Origin of the sequence: Streptomyces malaysiensis subsp. samsunensis, from assembly GCF_024519315.1 — a bacterium.
Classification (GTDB): Bacteria; Actinomycetota; Actinomycetes; order Streptomycetales; family Streptomycetaceae; genus Streptomyces; species Streptomyces malaysiensis.
Window position 1 is genome coordinate 118705 of record NZ_JANIIC010000004.1, and the last position, 18646, is coordinate 137350.

Annotated in this window: 18 protein-coding genes; 11 read left to right on the plus strand and 7 right to left on the minus strand. The window is 70.8% G+C overall.

Features of this window, described 5'->3' with window-relative positions; translation table 11 throughout:
• Positions 1-198 precede the first annotated feature (198 nt).
• Positions 199-1368, minus strand: a complete 1170-nt coding sequence (locus tag NQU54_RS04850) for an amidase (RefSeq protein WP_306278365.1) — start codon at positions 1366-1368, stop codon at positions 199-201.
• Entirely contained in the window at positions 1361-1936 is a 576-nt protein-coding gene (locus NQU54_RS04855) for a TetR/AcrR family transcriptional regulator (protein WP_257629923.1), read from the minus strand. The genes NQU54_RS04850 and NQU54_RS04855 overlap by 8 nt, the downstream gene beginning before the upstream one ends.
• A gap of 97 nt (positions 1937-2033) precedes the next feature.
• Between NQU54_RS04855 and NQU54_RS04860 the strand changes: the two genes are divergently transcribed.
• Positions 2034-2960: an oxidoreductase gene (locus tag NQU54_RS04860; RefSeq protein ID WP_257629924.1), complete on the plus strand. Its 927-nt coding sequence runs from the start codon at positions 2034-2036 to the stop codon at positions 2958-2960.
• Positions 2961-3030: 70 nt separating this feature from the next.
• Here NQU54_RS04860 and NQU54_RS04865 read toward each other — a convergent pair whose 3' ends face one another.
• The 3 genes from NQU54_RS04865 to NQU54_RS04875 form a co-directional block, all read right to left on the minus strand.
• Entirely contained in the window at positions 3031-3954 is a 924-nt protein-coding gene (locus NQU54_RS04865) for a GNAT family N-acetyltransferase (protein WP_306278385.1), read from the minus strand.
• A 408-nt stretch (positions 3955-4362) separates the two neighbouring features.
• Positions 4363-5535 (minus strand): 4-hydroxybenzoate 3-monooxygenase, encoded by a 1173-nt coding sequence (locus tag NQU54_RS04870; RefSeq protein ID WP_257629926.1) that lies wholly within the window; start codon positions 5533-5535, stop codon positions 4363-4365.
• 228 nt (positions 5536-5763) lie between these two features.
• Positions 5764-6330, minus strand: a complete 567-nt coding sequence (locus tag NQU54_RS04875) for a TetR family transcriptional regulator (protein WP_257629927.1) — start codon at positions 6328-6330, stop codon at positions 5764-5766.
• 102 nt (positions 6331-6432) lie between these two features.
• Here NQU54_RS04875 and budC point away from each other — a divergent pair, with 102 nt between their 5' ends.
• Together budC and NQU54_RS04885 are read left to right on the plus strand one after the other, a co-directional pair.
• The gene (budC, locus tag NQU54_RS04880) at positions 6433-7203 is read left to right on the plus strand and encodes a meso-2,3-butanediol dehydrogenase (protein ID WP_257629928.1); all 771 of its coding nucleotides are present in this window, start codon (positions 6433-6435) and stop codon (positions 7201-7203) included.
• A 20-nt stretch (positions 7204-7223) separates the two neighbouring features.
• Positions 7224-8189: an alpha/beta hydrolase fold domain-containing protein gene (locus NQU54_RS04885; protein ID WP_257629929.1), complete on the plus strand. Its 966-nt coding sequence runs from the start codon at positions 7224-7226 to the stop codon at positions 8187-8189.
• Positions 8190-8357: 168 nt separating this feature from the next.
• Here NQU54_RS04885 and NQU54_RS04890 read toward each other — a convergent pair whose 3' ends face one another.
• Positions 8358-8840, minus strand: coding sequence for a hypothetical protein (locus NQU54_RS04890; protein ID WP_069868375.1), 483 nt, complete (start codon positions 8838-8840; stop codon positions 8358-8360).
• A 305-nt stretch (positions 8841-9145) separates the two neighbouring features.
• Here NQU54_RS04890 and NQU54_RS04895 point away from each other — a divergent pair, with 305 nt between their 5' ends.
• A complete protein-coding gene (locus NQU54_RS04895) occupies positions 9146-9766 on the plus strand; it encodes a hypothetical protein (RefSeq protein ID WP_257629930.1) in 621 nt (206 codons plus the stop codon).
• Positions 9767-9918: 152 nt separating this feature from the next.
• Here the strand turns inward: NQU54_RS04895 and NQU54_RS04900 are convergent, their stop codons facing one another.
• Positions 9919-10263, minus strand: coding sequence for a hypothetical protein (locus NQU54_RS04900; RefSeq protein ID WP_257629931.1), 345 nt, complete (start codon positions 10261-10263; stop codon positions 9919-9921).
• Between the two features lie 267 nt (positions 10264-10530).
• On the opposite strand from NQU54_RS04900, the gene NQU54_RS04905 reads away from it, so the two are divergent.
• The 7 genes from NQU54_RS04905 (at position 10531) to deoC (ending at position 18644) form a co-directional block, all read left to right on the plus strand.
• Positions 10531-11526: a substrate-binding domain-containing protein gene (locus NQU54_RS04905; protein WP_257629932.1), complete on the plus strand. Its 996-nt coding sequence runs from the start codon at positions 10531-10533 to the stop codon at positions 11524-11526.
• Positions 11527-11591: 65 nt separating this feature from the next.
• Positions 11592-12653 (plus strand): galactitol-1-phosphate 5-dehydrogenase, encoded by a 1062-nt coding sequence (locus tag NQU54_RS04910; protein WP_069868701.1) that lies wholly within the window; start codon positions 11592-11594, stop codon positions 12651-12653.
• Positions 12650-14167, plus strand: coding sequence for an FGGY-family carbohydrate kinase (locus NQU54_RS04915; protein ID WP_257629933.1), 1518 nt, complete (start codon positions 12650-12652; stop codon positions 14165-14167). The genes NQU54_RS04910 and NQU54_RS04915 overlap by 4 nt, the downstream gene beginning before the upstream one ends.
• Positions 14164-15147, plus strand: coding sequence for a sugar-binding transcriptional regulator (locus tag NQU54_RS04920; RefSeq protein WP_257629934.1), 984 nt, complete (start codon positions 14164-14166; stop codon positions 15145-15147). The genes NQU54_RS04915 and NQU54_RS04920 overlap by 4 nt, the downstream gene beginning before the upstream one ends.
• Entirely contained in the window at positions 15144-16682 is a 1539-nt protein-coding gene (locus tag NQU54_RS04925; protein WP_257629935.1) for a sugar ABC transporter ATP-binding protein, read from the plus strand. Before NQU54_RS04920 ends, NQU54_RS04925 begins: the two co-directional genes overlap by 4 nt.
• Positions 16679-17686 carry an ABC transporter permease gene (locus NQU54_RS04930; protein ID WP_257629936.1) on the plus strand — a complete coding sequence of 336 codons (1008 nt, stop codon included), beginning with the start codon at positions 16679-16681 and terminating at the stop codon, positions 17684-17686. Before NQU54_RS04925 ends, NQU54_RS04930 begins: the two co-directional genes overlap by 4 nt.
• Positions 17679-18644: a deoxyribose-phosphate aldolase gene (gene deoC, locus NQU54_RS04935; protein WP_257629937.1), complete on the plus strand. Its 966-nt coding sequence runs from the start codon at positions 17679-17681 to the stop codon at positions 18642-18644. Before NQU54_RS04930 ends, deoC begins: the two co-directional genes overlap by 8 nt.
• Positions 18645-18646 lie beyond the last annotated feature (2 nt).

The window sequence follows — 18646 nt, forward strand, 5'->3', positions numbered from 1 at the left end:
AAGTCCGGCCCCGAGATGGCCTGGGTCGCCGAACTGGCTCGGGTCGCCGAGCTGGCCCGGGTCGCCGAGCTGGTAGCCGTGTGCGCGAGCGCCGCCCGGTCGTCCAGTGGACCGCGGCCGGGGTGCGGGGCCGTTGGCCCCGCCGCCACGCGGGCCCTTCGGCCTGGCCCCGGCGGTGGCTGTTGAGCCGCGCGTATATCAGCGGCAGCGGCTGGAGGTCTCGGCGAGCGCGAGCAGGTCTGCCTCACGGCCGTGCCGGGCGATGAACTGCAAGCCGACCACGTCGCCTGCGGGGGTGCGCCCGGCGGGAAGGGAGACGGCGGGATGGCCGGTGATGTTGAACGCCCAGGTCAGGGCCACGTTCATGCGGTTGCCCGGCCCGCTGTGGCCATGGGGCGGGTGCGGGGTGGTGGGGGTGGCCAGCACGTCGTAAGCGCCGAACAGAGCGTCCACGGCGGTGTGCAGCTCGCGGCGGACGGCCTCGACCTGTTCGGCTGGGGCGGCTCGGTGGCCGCGCAGGGCCATCCAGCACGGCGCTGGATCGGGCAGACGGATGTCCGGCTCGTCCACGAGCAGTCGGTCCGCGTCGCCGAACGCGGTGCCCACGAAGGAGCGGACGCGAGCGGCGACCTCGGGGTCGGTGTCGACGATGCCCAGCGTGGCGGACCAGGCCGCGCGCAGCGGGCGCCGAACCGGCGTACCCGTGCCTGCGTCGGCACCGGCGAGAGCCTTGAAGGCGGCGCGCAGGTCCTGGGCGTCGCGGGCGAGGGGTCCGGCGATGTTCAGCCCGGCGGCGTCGCGGGCGGGTACGGTGCCGTTGGTGGGTTTGAGCCCGTAGACGGCGCACCAGGCCGCCGGGATGCGCACCGAGCCGGCGCCGTCGCTTCCCGTGGCGAGCGGCACCATGCCGGAGGCGACCGCGGCCGCCGATCCGGCGGATGAACCACCCGGGCTCCAGGCCGGGTTGAGCGGATTGAGGGTCGGCCCGCGATCGGTGTGCCCCCAGGTCTGCCAGTCGGCGGCGTTGGAGACCACAGGAACCGAGGTCGCCCCGACGGGGACGCAGCCCGCTTCGATCATTCGCTGTGACTGGACGCTGCCCGTGCCTTCGCCGGCCTTGATGCCGATCGGGACTCCGGCCAGCGGAAGCCGCTCTCCGGCCTCGACGCGGGCCTGCACCTCGGCCGCGTGGGCGCGGGTCGTATCCGCCCACACCTCGGTGAAGGCCCGAACGCCCGCGTCGCGCTCGGCGATGGCGTGCAGTGCCGCTTCGGTCATGGCCTGTGCGGTGCTGCGGCCCTCGCGGACCAGCGAGGCGATCTCGCACGCGGACAGCTCCGCCCACCGGGCTGTGGCGATATCAGGCATCGGCGGGCTCTTGCGGGGTGATGAGGCGGCGCACGGCGTCGGTGATCGTGGTGCGCCGCTGCTCGGGAGTGACCAGATGACGCACGTCCTCCGTGTGCTGCTGCCACATGTTCGCCAGCGCAAGCACCAGGGCGAGGATCTCCCCGGCCGGCTTGTCCCGCGTGACGCTGCCGCGCCGCTGTGCCGCCTCGATGGCCGCGATCTTGTCTGCCATCGAGCGGGCGACGATCTCGGGCATGGCGCCCTCGGCGCGCTCCAGCGCGTACCACGACAGAAAACGCATGACCTGTGGATGCTGTGCGGCGGCATCGTGCAGGCGGCCCGCATAGCCGGGCAGGTCGTCGGCGTCGATGGGAACCGCGCCCACCGTCTGCTCGACGATCGCCTCATAGACGGCCTCGAACAGGCCCTCCTTGCCGGCGAAGAACGAATACACCAGGCCAGGGCTGATGCCGGCCCGCTTGGCGAGACGGTCCACACGAGCCCCCGCCACCCCGTACTCGGCGAACTCCGCCAGGGCCGCTTCCATCAGCTGCTGACGCTTGCGGTCAGGATCACGCGTTGCCATGGCCCCACCCTCGCGTAATGAACGTTCATTTGACAAACGGCCGCGTCGCCACCCGTGCTGAGGCTAGTAAATGAACATTCATTTAGGAAGGTATTCCATGGCCGTCCCGCACTGGACCCCCGCCGACATCCCCTCGCTCGGCGGCCGTACCGCCCTCATCACCGGCGCCAACAGCGGCATCGGCTACCGCACCGCCCAGGTCCTGGCCGAACGCGGCGCCCGTATCCTGCTCGCAGGGCGCCGCCCCGCCTCGCTGGCCGAGGCCGCCCGCCGCCTGCGCGCCGACGTACCCGGCGCCCAGCTTGAGACCGTGGAACTCGACCTCGGCGATCTATCCGCGATCCGCGATGCGGCCGCCCCGCTCGCCGCGACCGAGACCCTTGACCTCCTCATCAACAACGCCGGCGTCATGGACGTCCCCGAGCGCCGCACCACCAGCGACGGCCTCGAACTCACCGTCGGCACCAACCACTTCGGACACTTCGCCCTGACCGCCCACCTCATGCCCGCCCTGGCACGCTCCACAGCCGCCCGCGTCGTCACCGTCAGCGCCATCGCCGCCACCTGGCGCTCCGGTGACCTCGACGATCTGATGAGCGAACGCCACTACCGCCCCATGGGTGCCTACGCCAAGTCCAAGCGCGCCAATGTCGTCTTCACCCAGGAACTCGCCCGCCGCCTCGACGGCACCGCGCACCGCGCCCTGGTCGTCCACCCGGGCTCGGCCGTCACCAACTTGCAGCGCCACACCTCCAGCGGACGGATGGGCCGCCTGTTCGTCGCCCTCGCCGCCCGCACCCTGATGGGCACCGCCGACGGCGCCGCCTGGCCCTCTCTGTATGCCGCGACCCACGCCGAGGCCGTCAGCGGCACCTTCATCGGCCCCGCCGGACGCGACCAGACCTCCGGCACCCCCAGGCCGGTGCCCCTGCCCGCCCGGGCCGACAGCCCGGACCAGGGTGCCTGGCTGTGGCGCGAGAGCGAACGGCTGACCGGCGTCCCGTTCCCCGCCTTGCAGACCTGACCGACCGACTGCCCTGCACCACGCCCGCGCAAACGGCCACCGCACCACCGCACACCCGCGGCCCTCTGGGTCAGCTCCAGGTCATGGTGATCTGGCGTTCGAAAATGACGTACCCGACGCGCTGGAAGGCGCTCGCCATGGGAGTGTTGCCGAAGTCTGTGGCCGCCCGGATGCGCGGGACGTCCTGTGCGATGAGGATACGGGTGCCTTCGGCGAGGATCTCGTCGATGTAGCCGTTGCCCCGGTGTTCGGGCAGTACGGCGAGGTAGCCGATGACGGGGTTGTAGTCATTGCGGGCCGGGGTGACGAACCCGACCGGCTCGCCGTCCGGCAGCGTCGCGATCCGCCACCAGTCCTGTGGGCTCCGAAAGTGCGCGAGTTCGTCCTCATAGTGTCTGATCGCCGCTTCGCGGGCAGACATCCGGGTCAGGTCGTCCCTGCTGTGCGCGTCCAGCGTTCCATCCAGGACCAGCGTCATCAGGGCGAGGATTTCCTCGGTGTCGCGGACCGGCCGGAACGCCAGTCGCTGTCTCGGCGTGGGGAGTGGCGTCCCGGGACGCCACTCCAAGCGCAGCCGTTCGACGAGCAGGCGGGCGCCGGTTCGCTCCAGGGCGAGCATGCGGTCCTCGACGACGTGCCTGGCCACGTCGTCCTCGCGCCAATCGGATGGGACGACACGGTTGTACTCGGGCGGACGGGTGCTTGCGGGGATGACTTCGGCCATGGCGATCTGGAGCAGCCGCACGCCGATGTCCACGCGATCACGATCCGGGCTGCTGTCGTCGATGTCGAAGATGTCCAAAAGGAAGGGTGTGTCATCTCCCGGCCGGCCCCACCATGCGGCTCTGGCCAGCAGACGCTCGCCGTGAAGGGCGACCCACATCCATTCCGGACGTCGGCGGCCGGTGGCAAGGTCGTCCGCCAGTTCCTCGTTGAGGGTGTAGGGCAGTTGGGAGAAGAGGCCGAGTTCTTCGCATCCGGTGATCGGACGCATGGTCAGTTCGTTCTGATTCACGGTCACGGCACGCTCCGGTGAAGGCGCCCGTCCGCTCCGGGGTCAGATGTGGTCCGCACCCCGGGAGGGCACAAGCGCGATGGTCATGGCGATCATGGGCTTATCCCTCCTCCCGCCGTCATGGCCCCTCACCCTCGTGGCGGGGGTTCCGCCGTAACGTCTATCCAAGCGCGGCCCCGTCCGCAAACCCTTTTCGATGACATCGTCGGTACCGCCCAGCGGAGGAGTCGCCCACACGCGGGCGGACACCGACACCCGGCCACCGGGCGTGCGGCCGTTGACCGCGTTCTTGCCATGGTGACGGGTGCGGTGTCCGGTGAGACCGGGTGGCTTCGACTTATTCGGCTGGCCCCGAGTGGGCCGAATCAGCCCTGGCCCTTGGCCGATTTACCGGGACGGGCGATTCGCCGGCAGCGGCTCCAGCATGGTTTCCAGATTCTTTCGGGCGATCTGCTTGCGGAACTCCCCTTCGTAGGAGGTGTCACCGGAGTCATGCATCGTCTCGGTCATCTGGACTGCGGATGCCTGCCGCTCCCAAGTGTGGTTCAGACAGGTGTCGGAGTAGCTTTCGAGCAGAGTGGAATCGTGCTTCTCGACCCACTGGATGACCGCCCGCGCAAGCACCTCGGCGTCGTGGAGGGCGAGGCTCATCCCTTGCGCGCTCATCGGGGAGATGAGGTGCGCCGCGTCCCCGAGAAGGTAGAGCCGGCCGTGGCTCATCGGGCTGAACACCACCCCGCGGAGCGGCACGACCTGCTTGCTCGTGATCGGGCCCTTGGGCGCCACGGGCCGGCCGAATCGAGCTTCGAGTTCGCTCCAGATGCGCTCGTCCGGCCATTGTTCGACGGTGTCGGTGAGCGGGCACTGAAGGTAGAGACGACTCGCGTTCGGGCCGCGAGTGATCTGTGCGGCGAAGCCGCGAGAGTGCACCGCCAGCACGGCCAGGGGATCTGCCGGTACCTCCGTCATGACGGTCAGCCAGGCGTACCCGAACTCATGGGTGGCGCAGGTGAGGATGTCGGCGGGGACGGCGGTCCTGCTGACGCCGTGGTAGCCGTCGCTGCCGGCGACGAAATCGCAGCTGAGGGTCTTTGTCGAGCCGGCGGCGTCCCGGTAGCGAACCAGAGGATGCTCGGTGTCGATGTCCTGCGGCGAAACGTCTTCGGCCTCGAAGCGAAGGTCGCCGCCGTCGCGGAGGAAAACCTTGATGAGGTTCCGGACGAGGATCTGCTGGGGGCAGTACGCGCCGTCGACATCATCCGCGTCGTCGGAGTCCATCCGCCACTCCCGCTTTTCGCCGTCGATCAGCAGCGGCAAACCCGCATCGGAGGAGCCGTGGCTGTAGCCCTCCACGACCTCGCCCACCCCCCACTCGTGCAGCACACGCACCCCGTCGGCGTCGAGAGAGCCGGCCCTTTGCCGCTGCTCCACGTATTCACGGCTGTGCTTCTCCAGGACGATGCAACCGATTCCCCTCCGCAGGAGGAAATTGCCGAGTGCCAGTCCGGCGACTCCGCCTCCCACGATAACGACGGTTGTGTCCTTGCCGGTTCGAGTCATCTGTTTCCGAGCTCCTTGCAGACAGTGGGGCCGAACGCGCCAGAGCGTGAACGACCGTGCCGCCCGGATGGGGCGGGCGCACTGACCACCACGATGGACCCGGCAGCCGACGCCGCCCACTGATGAATGTGCGCCGGATACCGAAAAGCCGCCAACCTGGTGTCATTCGACCCTGTCTCCCGCCCGGGATGATGGACGGGCTCGGATGGCGTGGCGGTCGACCCCCCGCTACTTGAGAGCTGCGGCGGCTAGGCGCAGTTCGCGAAACGCCTGGTCGAGCTGGTCATGGAGGGGAACGGATGGTTCTTGCATCCAGCGGTGGGTGGCGACGGCGAAGGTGTCCATGGCGACCTGGGCGCACAGGGGTGCGGTCCGGGGATTGACGCCCCGGGCTCGCAGGGCGTCGGTCAGCGCGTTCACCAGGAGGGCGCGCTTGGCCAGGGAGCGTTCCTGGAGGGCGGGAGTCTCGGCGATGAGCCGGACGCCGGGCTCGGTGAGCGGGCGGTTGCGTTCGAACAGGGGCACCGTCTCGTGGAAGGCGGCGCGCAGGGCCGGCAGCGGTTTCATGCCGTGCGGGACGGCGGCGACGGCCTGGACGAGCAGATCACGCAGTTCGGTTTCGCCGTCGAAGAGCATCTCGCGTTTATCGGCGAAGTGGCGGTAGAAGGTGCGCTCGGTCACGCCGGCGCGTGCCGCGATGGCTTCGACCGGCGTCTGGTCGAAGCCATGTTCGGTGAACAGTTCCAGCGCGGCCCGCTGAAGCCGCTGACGCACCGCTTCCCCGCTTCTTGGCATGAATCCACCCTACCACTTTGCGTCAGTCTATGACACGAGTTAGCGTCACAGCCTGACGCTAAAAACGTCAGTCTCTGACGCCAAAGATGAGAGGTCTCTCGCGTGGAACAGCGATTCGACGGGAAGACGGTGGTCGTCACCGGCGCCAGCTCCGGGATCGGGGTCGGCATCGCCAGGCGGTTCGCCCAAGAGGGAGCGAACGTGGTCCTCGCGGCACGGCGCAAGGACCGGCTGGACACGCTCGCGGCCGAACTCGGGACGGAACGGACGCTCGCCGTGGCCACCGATGTCACCAGCCAGGATGCGGTCCAGGCGATGATCGGCGCCGCCGTGGACCGGTTCGGGGGCCTGGACGTGCTGGTGTCCAACGCCGGTCTGGGCCTGGGCAAGGATTTCGAGGAGATGACCCTTGACGACTGGCGGCTCGTCATGAGGACCGATGTCGACAGCTGCTTCTTCGGGGTGCGGTCGGCGCTGCCGCACCTGAAGCGGACCCGGGGCAGCATCGCGCAGATCGCCTCGGCGTCCGGGCTGGGAGGTGACCGGATGCTCTCCGCCTACAACGCGGCCAAGGGCGCCGTCGTGAACTTCACCCGCGGGCTCGCCCACGACCTCGGCCAGTTCGGCATCCGTGTGAACGCCGTAGCCCCCTCCTTGACCATCGGGGAGGAACACGCCGTCGACCACCCCGACGCCGGGAATCTGATCGAGCGGTTCAACCAGCGGCGGGCGCTGCCCGGGTACAGCACCCCGGCCGACATCGCCGGCTCGGTCGCCTTCCTCGCCTCCGACGACGCCCGCTTCATCACCGGGGCGATTCTGCCGGTCGACGGCGGCATCACCGCCGGCAGCGGCCAGCCTCCCCTGTTCTGATCCCGGAAAGGACCACGACGATGGCCTACGACATCGACCCCGAACTCGCCGCGGCACTGGCCGCCATGCCCAAGGGCCCCAACGGCGCCATGCTGGACTTCTCCGACATCCCCGCCTTCCGCGCGCGGATGGAGGCGGCCGGGGCCCAGCTCCCGGCCCCCGCCCCGGACCCGCGAGTCAGGATCGAGACGCTCAGCATCCCGCGCGAGGACGGGACCGCGCTCGACGTGGTGATGTTCCACCCCGGTGGCATCGACCAGCCCCGCCCGTCCCTTCTCTACTTCCACGCCGGTGGGCAGGTCCTCGGCAGCGCCCATGACCGCACCTCCCACGCGTACGCCGCGACCATGGCCCCGCGACTCGACATCGTGCTGGCCGTGGTCGACTATCGACTCGCGCCCGAAACCCGGGCCCCGGGAGCGGCCGAGGACGGCTACCTGGCCTTCACCCACCTCACCGAGCACGCGACCGAGCACGGGATCGCCCCGGACCGGATCGGGCTCGCCGGGGCGAGTGGCGGCGGGGCGCCCGCCCCGGCCACCGCGCTCATGCTCCGCGACCGCGGCGACCGCCGGCCGCGGCTGCTGTCGCTGAACTACCCGATGCTCGACGATCGCAACGAGACCCCGTCCAGCCACGAGATCGTCGACCTCGGCATCTATGACCGCCGGGAGAACACGTACGCCTGGGCCGCCGTGCTGGGCGACCGCGCGGGCGCCCCCGATGTCCACCCGTACAGCGCGCCCGGCCGTGCCACCGATGTGACCGGTTTGCCGGACACCTTCATCGCCGTGGCGCAGTACGACGTCTTCCGCGACGAGAACATCGACTTCGCGCGGCGGCTGATCGCCGCCGGTGTCCCCGTCGACCTGCACCTCTACGCCCATGCCTGCCACGCCTGGGACATATTCGCCCCGAACTCGGCCCTCGCCGGGACCTTCGAACAGACCTGGTACGACTACCTGCGCCGCCACCTCCACGGGTAGGGCGCCCCGGCGACGCATCCGCTGACGAAGCCGAAGCCGGCGGCGGGGCACGCTCCCCGCCGCCCCACCGGCACGGACGTGGCACCTCCGGTCGCCTGTCCGGACGGCCGGGCCGTGGGTGACACGGTCGGTCACGAGACGGTTGACCGGTCGAATCACCGGGAGCGCTCAAGCAATCCCGTGCATGGCTCCCCGCGGCCAGATCACCTCGACATCGACCCCGTGACTGCGCGCGTAGGCCACCAGATGCGCCGTGACGTCCCTTCCGTTGGACGGCGAGCCGTCCCATACCGCGAACACACGGGCGCAGTTGCGCAGCAAGCTCTCGTCCGCGCTCACACACGCGCCGCGGTCACCGGGGTCGAACTCCACCAGCCGCACCTGCTGCGACAGCAGCAGCAGTTCACCCGCGGCCTTGCGGTCGAGCTCGGCCAACTGCGCGGGCACACCGTTGCGCGACGGCAGGACCGTCACCAGGGCCAGCCCCGCCTTACGGGCGGCTCTTCCGAACGCCACCGGCAGCCCCTTTCCGGCGCGGACCAGACCGGCTCTGCCCGCACGGGCGAAGTCGCCCAGCCGTGACCGCAGTTCCTCCTCCATCAGCGCGAGCGTCGACGCGCTGAGATCGGGATGCCCTACGACAGCGATCATCCCTGACTGTCCTTTCTGCCCACCGTCCATTGGCCTGCTTGATCATCTCCAGGCTCGGGCGCAGTGTGCCAGAGCCGTGCGGTAAAGAGGAAAGGGTCGGTCGGCCCTTGTGACGGCCGGAACACCGGCCTTCGCGGGGCCCGTGCCCTCGGCGGCGGATCGGGCGGCCGCGCCCCAACTGGCCCTCTCGACAGGGCCGTCCAGCCCCATGGCCGCGGACTTTCGGCATCCGGCGCGACCGGGCCCGCAGGACGAGAGTGAGGGCAACGGGCAATGAGAAGACCCTAATCGAAGGGATCACCGCCATGGCCATAGACGAGCACCCGCACCGGAGTACGGGGTTCCACCTGCTTTTCCGCAGGAACCGTACGGGCTCCACGGCCGCCATGTCGGCAGACACCGTCACCCACGACGCGCGGGCCTACACCCTCGCGTCCCTGCGCCTGCTCACCGGGTTCGTCTTCCTGTGGGCGTTCCTGGACAAGACCTTCGGCTTCGGCTACGCGACCGCTTCCGGCAAGGGCTGGACCGACGGTGGGTCGCCGACGAGAGGGTTCCTCGGCTCCGTCGCCGTCGGGCCGATGGAGTCGACCTTCCATGCGTGGGCCGGTGACGCATGGGCGGACTGGCTGTTCATGCTGGGTCTGCTCGGCATCGGCGTGACCGTCATGGCCGGTGTGGCGCTGCGGCCGGCCGCGGTGGCGGGCACGGTGATGATGGCGTTGATGTGGGCCGCCGAGTGGCCGCCGGCCAAGCACCTGTCGGACGGGTCGCCGAGCATGTCGTCGAATCCCTTCGTCGACTACCACGTCGTCTACGCGCTGGGGCTGATCGCCGTGGCGGCCGCGGGGGCAGGCACCACCTGGGGCCTGGGCCGCCTCTGGGCGCGGCTCCCGATCGTCCGCGACCACGCCTGGCTGCGCTGAATCCCATCGGCGCGACGGTCCCGCGTACCGGACCGTCGCGCCCAGTCCCGCACGGCCCCGAAGGCCCCGCCGAACCGGGCGGGGCCTTCGGCGCGCGATCGCATGGGCAACGCGAAGATCCCGGCTCAACAGGGGCGATGCGATCGTGCGCGTCACCAGATCAGGGCCGCGACCACGGCGTGGACCACGGCCGCGACGACGCTGCCGCCAGCCTGGCGCATGTTACGTCGCCCGAATCCGATCGTCGCGTCCACCGCCTGTGAGACGGCTGCGCAGAGCAAGCACACGCCGGGTACGGCTCCCGTGGCGAGGAACGGCACGACGGCGGCAAGCACACCGAACGGAACGGCTTTGGCCGCATACATCCGTGCGTAGAAATGAACGCCGACGCCTTCGGCACCCTCCCCGGCGAGCGCCGAGGGACGAAGCGCCGCAAGCACCGCGAAGACGACGCCACTCGCGGCAAGAATCGCGTTCAAGGCGAAGAGAACGATCACGACGCAAGTCTGCACGCGCTGTCAAGGCGAGGCGCCGGAGCGGTTGCGGCGGGGGAAGCGGGCAAGCCTTTCCGCCCGGCTGCCACGACGTCTGGTCACACTCTGTCGGCCCAGCGGCGACCTACCCGCGACTTCATCGCGCTGAGTGACTGAACTGAGGCACTGCGTTCCGGCTCGTGCTCATACGAGCAAAAAAATGCGCGCCCGTTGCTGTGAGGTTAATTCCAGATCTACTGTCCCTCGCCAGGACCACATCTGGAGGCCCATATGCGCATCAATCGCATTCTCGGGATCTTTTTCGGAACATTTTCTCTCCTGGCGCTCGCCGCCTGTTCGGTGTCGACCAGCCCCGGTGGCTCCGGCGGCTCCGGTTCACACAAGAGATCCGGAGCGCTGACCATCGGCTTCAGCCAGGCCACCCAGCAGTCGCCGTTCTACGTCCAGCTCCGCCAGGGCGCGCGGAAGGCCGCGGAGAAGGCCGGGGCGAAGCTCTACTTCGCCGACGCGGGCGGCGATGTCACCAAGCAGAACAACGACATCCAGGACCTCATCACCCGCGGTGTCGACGTGCTGATGGTCAACCCCGTCGACCCCAAGGGGGTCAAGGCGGGGCTGGCCGCCGCGAAGTCCGCCGGAGTGTCCGTCGTCACCGTCGACCGTCCGGTGCCCTCCGGGGCCGCCGCGCATGTGGGCCGGGACAACACCGCGATGGGGCAGCTCGTCGGCGAGCGGATCGCCAAGGAGCTGGGCCCCAAGGGCGGCAAGATCATCGAGATCAAGGGTGACGCGGGCGGTGCCGTGGCGCGCGACCGCAGCGCCGGGTTCCACAAGGCCGTCGCCGCCAACAAGAAGATCCGCATCGTCAGCGGCCCGTACTGCGACTACATCCGCTCCAAGGCCGTCACCGCCATGCAGGACCTGCTCCAGACCAACCCCGACGTCAAGGTCGTCTACGCACACAACGACGACATGGCACTCGGCGCCCTCCAGGTGCTCAAGGAGAACGGCCGCTCCGATGTGAAGGTCGCCGGGGTCGACGGTCTGATGGAGGCGGTCAAGGCCATCGACCAGCACGGCCCCTACAGCGCCACGGCCCTCAACGACCCGATCTCGCTGGGCCGGACCGCGGTCAAGACCGCCGAGGACGTCGCCGACGGCAAGAAGGTCGCCGCGTCCATCGACGCCGGCACCGCGCTGGTCGACCGGGACAACGCCCACAAGTACGTCGGCGGGACGACCTTCGCCTCCGAGGGCGCGCGGTGACCCGCGCATCCGGCCCGGACACCCACTCCCCGGACACCCACCCTGTGAAAGGAAACGACACCATCATGCCGGAGACCATGCGAGCCGCCGTGCTGCACGCCCCGGGCGACATCCGCGTGGAGCGCCTACCCGTACCGGAGCCCGGCCCTCGTGAGGCGCTGGTGCGCGTCGCCGCCTGTGGCGTCTGCGGTTCGGACATCTCCCGGATGCTCCGCCCCGAGGTGGCCTACAACCTGCCGCTGATCTGCGGCCATGAGTTCTCCGGCCATGTGGTGGCGCTCGGCTCCGAACTCGCCGCCGCCGGTACGGTCCGGGCCGGCGACCTGGTGGCCGTGCCGCCGCTGATCCCCTGCCGCCGGTGCGGCCCCTGCGACCAGGGGCGGTACAGCCTCTGCGAGGACTACGACTATTTCGGCAGCCGCCGGCCCGGGGCCTACGCCGAGTACGTGGCCGTGCCCGAGGACAATCTGCTGGTGCTGCCCGCCGACCTCGACCCGCGGGCCGCCGCGATGCTCGACCCCGCCGCCATCGCCCTGCACGCCATCTGGCGCACCAAGCTGCGCGCGGGCCACCGGGTGGCCGTGGTCGGCGCCGGCCCCATCGGGCTGTTCGCCATCCAGTGGGCGCTGCTCCAGGGCGCCAGCGAGGTGCTCTCGATCGATGTGAGCGAGGAGAAGGCGGCCATGGCGCTGGAGGCCGGTGCCACCCGGACCGCCACCACACCCGAGCAGGCCCGGGAGCTGGCCGGGCCCGGCTTCGACGTCATCGTCGAGTCCGCCGGGGTTCCCGCCACCGCCGACCAGGCCGTGTCGCTGGCCGCCCGGCACGGCCAGGCCGTCTTCATCGGCATCCCGCACGATCCGGTGGTGCTGCCCAAGTCGACCTTCAGCGCCTTCCTGCGCCGCGAGATCACCTTGCACGGCGCGTGGAACTCCTTCTCCGCACCCTTCCCGGGAGACGAGTGGCGGCTCGCCGCACAGGCCATGGCGGACGGCCGGCTGCGCTGGAAGTTCATGATCACCCATGAGCTGGACCTGGACGACCTGGGCGACACCATACGCAAGCTGGGGGAGCGGTCCATGTTCAGCTCCAAGGTGCTCTTCCTGCCCAACGGAGACCGTCCATGACCGCGCTGCTGGCCATCGACCTCGGCACGGAGAGCGCCCGCGTCTGCGTCTACGCGGCGGACGGCGCCACGCTGGGCCGTGGCGAGAGCGGCTATCCCACCGTCTTCCCGCACCCCGGCTGGGCCGAGCAGGATCCCGAGGACTGGTGGCGTGCCGTGGTCTCCGCGGTCAGGGCGGCACTCGCCGAGGCGGGCTCGCCCGCCGTGGCCGGGCTCGCCGTGGCCACCACCGCCTCCACCGTCGCCGTCCTCGACGCCGCGGGCCGCCCGCTGCGCCCGGCCCTGCTGTGGATGGACGCCAGGGCCAGCGCGGAGTCCGAGCTCACCGCGGCCGCCGACCATCCCGTACTGGCCTACACGGGCGGTGCGGACGCCGTCGAATGGCTGGTGCCGAAGGCCATGTGGCTCGCCCGGAACGAACCGGAGACCTATCGCGCGGCGCACCGCATCACCGAAGCGGTCGACTATCTGGTCTGGCGGTTGACGGGGGAGTGGGCCGGGTCGCGGATGAACGCCGTCTGCAAGTGGAACCACGACCCGCTCGGCGCCGGGCTCCCCGACGACCTGTACGCGACGTTCGGCGTCCCCGATCTGCGCGACAAGCTGCCCGAGCGGATCGTCCCGGTGGGCGATCCGGTGGCCCCGGTCGGCGCCGCCGCCCGCGAGGAGCTCGGCATCCACGGGGAGGCGGTGGTCTGCGCGGGCGGTATCGACGCCCATCTGTCGCTGCTCGCCATCGGCGGGGCGCGCACCGGACTGGTCTCCATGGTCTCGGGCACCTCCACCGCCTTCATTACCGAGATCGGTGCCCCGGTCTTCCCACCGACCATCTGGGGCCCCTACCCCGACGCCCTCAACGCCGGAAGGTGGCTGATCGAGGGCGGCCAGGTCAGCTCCGGCTCCGTCCTCACCTGGGCGGGGGAGTCCCTGCTGGGACGCCCCCGCGCCGAACTGCCCCGGCTGATCGCCGACGCCGCGGCCCTGCCGCCCGGCGAGCACGGGCTGCTGGTCCTGGACTACTTCATGGGCAACCGCACCCCGCTGCGCGACCCGAGGCTGCGCGGCGCCGTGCTCGGTCTGACCCTCGCCAGCCGCCCGGTGGAGATCTACCGGGCGGCCGTGGAGGGGGTGGCGTACGGCACCCGCCAGGTCCTGGAGTCCTTCGTGGAGGGCGGGGTGCCGGTGGACGAGGTGTATGTCTCCGGCGGCATCCGCCACAATCCGCTGTGGCTGCGCACCACGGCCGATGTGCTCGGCCGTCCGCTGCGGCTGGTCGAGGGCGACAACCTCACGCTGCGCGCGTGCGCGGTCATCGCGGCGGCCGGCACCGGGCAGGCCGGTTCGCTCGCCGAGGCCGCGGCCGGTCTCGCCCTCCCCACCCGGACCGTGGAGCCCGACGGCACCCACCGCGAGGTCTACCAGCGGGGCTATGCCGACTACCGCGCGGCGACCGCCGCCACCCGCGGCATCGCCCACCGGCTGACCACCCCATGGGGATCGGAGGTCCCCGTATGAGCGGTACCGAGGACGAGGCACTGCTGTACCAGGTCGCCTCCATGTACTACGAGCAGGACCTCACCCAGGAGCAGATCGGCGAGGACCTGCACTTCACCCGCTGGAAGGTCGGCCGGCTGCTGGCCGAGGCACGGCAGGCCGGGATCGTACGGATCCAGGTGGTCCACCCCAAATCGCGGATGCGGGGCCTGGAGGAGCGGCTGCGGGACGCCTTCGGACTGCGGGACGCCGTGGTGGTCGCCCGCGGCCAAACCGACGACGAGGAGGCGCTGCGGGCCAGGGTCGCCGAGGCCGGGGCCGACTATCTCGCCCGGCTGCGCCCGTCCCCCCGGCTGCTCGGGGTCTCCTGGGGCCGCACCATGGATCTGCTGGCCCGCGGCCTCAACCCGGGCTGGACCCACGGCGTCCACGTGGTGCAGATCAACGGCGGGCTCAGCCGCTCCCGCCGGCCCAGCTCCGCCCAGGACATGGCCAGCCGGATCGCCCATCTCGGCGAGGGCACCCTCACGGTGCTGCCGGCCCCGGCCATCGTGGAGCAGGAGACCACCCGCCGGGTGCTGGAGCGGGACAGCGCGGTCGCCGACGTCCTCACCCAGGCCGCCGAGGCGGACACGGTGCTCTTCAGCCCCGGTGCGATCGGCGCGGACTCGGTGCTGGTCGGCTCGGGCTACCTCACCGCCGACGACGTGGAACGGCTGGCCAGGGCCGGCGCGGTGGGCGATGTGGCGGGACGCTTCATCGGCTCCCGGGGAGAGGTCATCGACCAGGCGCTGGACGACCGCACCCTCGGTCTGCCCCTGGAGGCCCTGCGCCGCAGCCCGGTGTCGGTCGCGGTGGCCTCCGGAACCGCCAAGCACACCGTGTGCGCGGCCGTGGTCAGCAGCGGGCTGTGCAACACCCTGATCACCGACGACCACACCGCCTCCCATCTGCTCAATCCCGCTTCCTGCGAACGGCTGTCCCGGAAGGAGAGGCCATGAACGCGTCCGGCACCGGCGGGCCGTCGGAGCTGACCCCGCGCCTGAGCATGCGCGGCATCGTCAAACGCTTCCCCGGCACCCTCGCCAACGACCACGCCGAGCTGACCGTCCTGCCCGGTGAGACCCACTGCCTGCTCGGCGAGAACGGCGCGGGCAAGAGCACCCTGATGAAGATCCTGGCCGGCTCCGTACAGCCGGACGAGGGCGAGATCCGCCTCGACGGTGAACCCGTGCGGCTCACCAGCCCCCAGGCCGGTATGGCCGCGGGCATCTCGGTGATCTACCAGGAACTCGATCTGGTGCCCGATCTGACCGTCGCCCAGAACCTGCTGCTCGGCCGCGCCCCGGCCAGGGGCCCGGTCATCCGCCGTGGACGGCGGGCCGAACTGGCGCGGGAGGCCATCGACCGGGTCGGCGGCGACTTCCCGGTCAACGCGGTCGTCCGCGAACTGCCCATCGCCGCCCAGCAGCTCACCGCGATCGCCAGGGCGCTCACCACGCAGGCGCGGGTCATCGTCATGGACGAACCCTCCGCCACCCTCGGCGAGAACGATCTGCGCAAGGTGTTCGACGTGATCCGCTCCCTCACCGCGGAGGGCCGCTCGGTCATCTACATCTCACACCGCATGGACGAGGTGATGGAGATCGGCGACCGGGCCACCGTGATGCGCGACGGCCGCTCGGTCTCGGTCCACGACCTCGCCCGCGCCACCCCCGACGAACTGGTCGCCGCGATGATCGGCGAGTCCCGTGAGCTGGTGCGCCCCACCGACCGGCCACGGCCCGAGGGCCCCGCGCTGCTGGAGATCCGCCGGGTGCACCGCCCCGGACTGATCGACGTCCGCGACATCGAGGTCCGGCCCGGCGAGGTCGCGGGCCTGGCGGGGCTCGGCGGCGCGGGCCGCACCACCTTGCTGTCGGCGCTGTTCGGCGACACCGGGGCGTCGGTCTCGGTACGGCTCGACGGCGCCGAACCACGGCTGTCGAGCCCCGCCGCCGCCGTGCGCGCCGGATTCGCGCTGGTGCCGGAGAACCGTAAGGAACAGGGGCTGATGCCCGGTCTGTCGGTGGCGCGCAACGCCGCCGTCACCGCGCTGGGCCGGCCGCCCTGGCTCGCCCCGCACACCGCCGGACGCCGCAGGGCCACGCCCGCGCTGAGCGGTCTTGGCGTCAAGTACTCCTCGCCCGACCAGCCGGTGGGGAAGCTGTCGGGCGGCAACCAGCAGAAGGTCGTGCTCGCCAAGTGGATCGCCAAGGGCGGCCTGCGGGTGCTGCTGCTCGACGAGCCCACCCGGGGCCTGGACGTGGGAGCCAAGGCCGATCTGTACCGCCAGGTGCGCCACCTCGCCGACCAGGGTGTCGCGGTGCTGCTCGCCAGCAGTGAGCTGAACGAGCTGACCGCCAACGCCGACCGCGTCTGGGTGCTGCACGAGGGCCGCAACGTGGCCTGCTACGACCCCAGGACCACCGACGAGGCCACCATCGCCCACACCGTCATCACCGGAGAAACCCCCGCAACGAAGGCCGCATCATGACCACCTCCTCCGCAGTGGCAGAGCCGAAAGCGGCAGCCACCGGCACCCGACGGCCCCGGCCCCGTGGCGCCGAACTCATCGTCAAATTCAACCTGGTGCTGGTGTTCCTCGCCCTGTGTGTCGCGGCGAGCCTGCTGACACCCGACTTCCTCACCACCCGCAATCTGTCCAACCTCCTCCAGCAGTCGGCGCTGACCGGCATCGTCGCCATCGGCATGACCCTGGTCATCCTCACCGCGGGCATCGACCTGTCGGTGGGCAGTGTCGCCGCCTTCGGCGGGATGACGGTCGCGCTGCTGATCGGCGACGATGTCAACGTCGTCCTGGCCATCGTCGCCAGTGTCGCCGCGGGCGCCCTGTTCGGGACCGTCATGGGCGGGCTCTCCGCCTATCTGTCCCTGCCCGCGTTCATGACCACCCTGGCCGGGCTCACCGCCATCCGCGGACTGACCTACCTGCTCACCGACGGCGAGCCGACCAGCGCCGGCCTGCCCCACTCCTTCCAGCTGCTCGGCGGGGGCTTCATCGGCTACATACCGATCGTCGGGCTGATCTTCGTGGCCGTCACCATCGCCGCCGGACTCGTCCTGCGCGGCACCACCTTCGGCGAGTACATCTACGCCGTCGGCAGCAACAAGGAGGCCGCACGGCTGTCCGGACTGCCGGTCCGGGGCGTCATCACCGCCGTCTTCGCCATCTCCGGAGCCCTCTCCGCACTGGCGGGCGTGCTGCTGACCTCACGGCTCACCATCGGCCAGCCCACCGCCTTCAACGGGCTCGAACTGGACGCCATCGCCGCGGTGGTGCTCGGCGGCACCCATCTCTTCGGCGGCCGCGGCGGGGTGATGGGGACGTTCGTCGCGGTCCTGCTGCTGTCGGTGCTGCGCAACCTGTGCAACCTGATGGGACTGGGCTCCTTCTTCCAGATGGTCGTCACCGGGCTGATCCTGATCGTCGCCCTGATCCTCAACATGCTGATGGAGAAGCGAGGCGTCCGTGCCTGACACCGCTCCCGCCCCCGGACTGCCCCGCGCCACCGACAACGCCTCGCTGCGCGCCTTTCTGCACGGCCTCCCGGGCGTCGACGAGGTGGGCGCCCGCGCCCGCGCCGCCGCCCTGGCCACCCGCTCCCTCAAGACCACCGCCAAGGCATACGCCATCGACCTGGCCATCCGGATGGTCGACCTGACCACGCTGGAGGGCGCCGACACTCCCGGGAAGGTACGCGCCCTGTCCGCCAAGGCCCGCCGGCCCGACCCGGACGACCGCGGCGTCCCGCATGTGGCCGCCGTCTGCGTCTACCCCGATCTCGTGCCCGTGGCCGTGGACGCCCTGCGCGGCAGCCCGGTCGCCGTGGCGTCGGTGGCCACCGCCTTCCCCGCCGGTCGGGCGCCCCTGGAAGCCAAGCTCGCCGACACCCGCCAGGCCGTCGCCGACGGCGCCGACGAGATCGACATGGTGATCGACCGGGGCGCCTTCCTCGCCGGTGACTACCGCAAGGTCCACGAGGAGATCGTCGCCGTCCGCGAGGCGTGCGCCCGGCCCGGCGGCGAACCGGCCCATCTGAAGGTCATCCTGGAGACCGGCGAACTGGCCGCCTACGACAACGTGCGGCGCGCCTCCTGGCTCGCCATGCTCGCCGGAGCCGACTTCATCAAGACCTCCACGGGCAAGGTGAACCCCGCCGCCACCCTGCCGGTCACCCTCGTCATGCTGGAGGCGGTCCGTGACTTCCGCGCCGCCACCGGCCGTCAGGTCGGCGTCAAACCCGCCGGGGGCATCCGCACCACCAAGGACGCGCTGCGCCACCTGGTACTGGTCAACGAGACCACCGGACCCGACTGGCTCGACCCGTCCTGGTTCCGGCTCGGTGCCTCCAGCCTGCTCAACGACCTGCTGATGCAGCGGACCAGACTGGCCACCGGCACCTACCCGGGCCCCGACCACTACACCCTGGACTGACG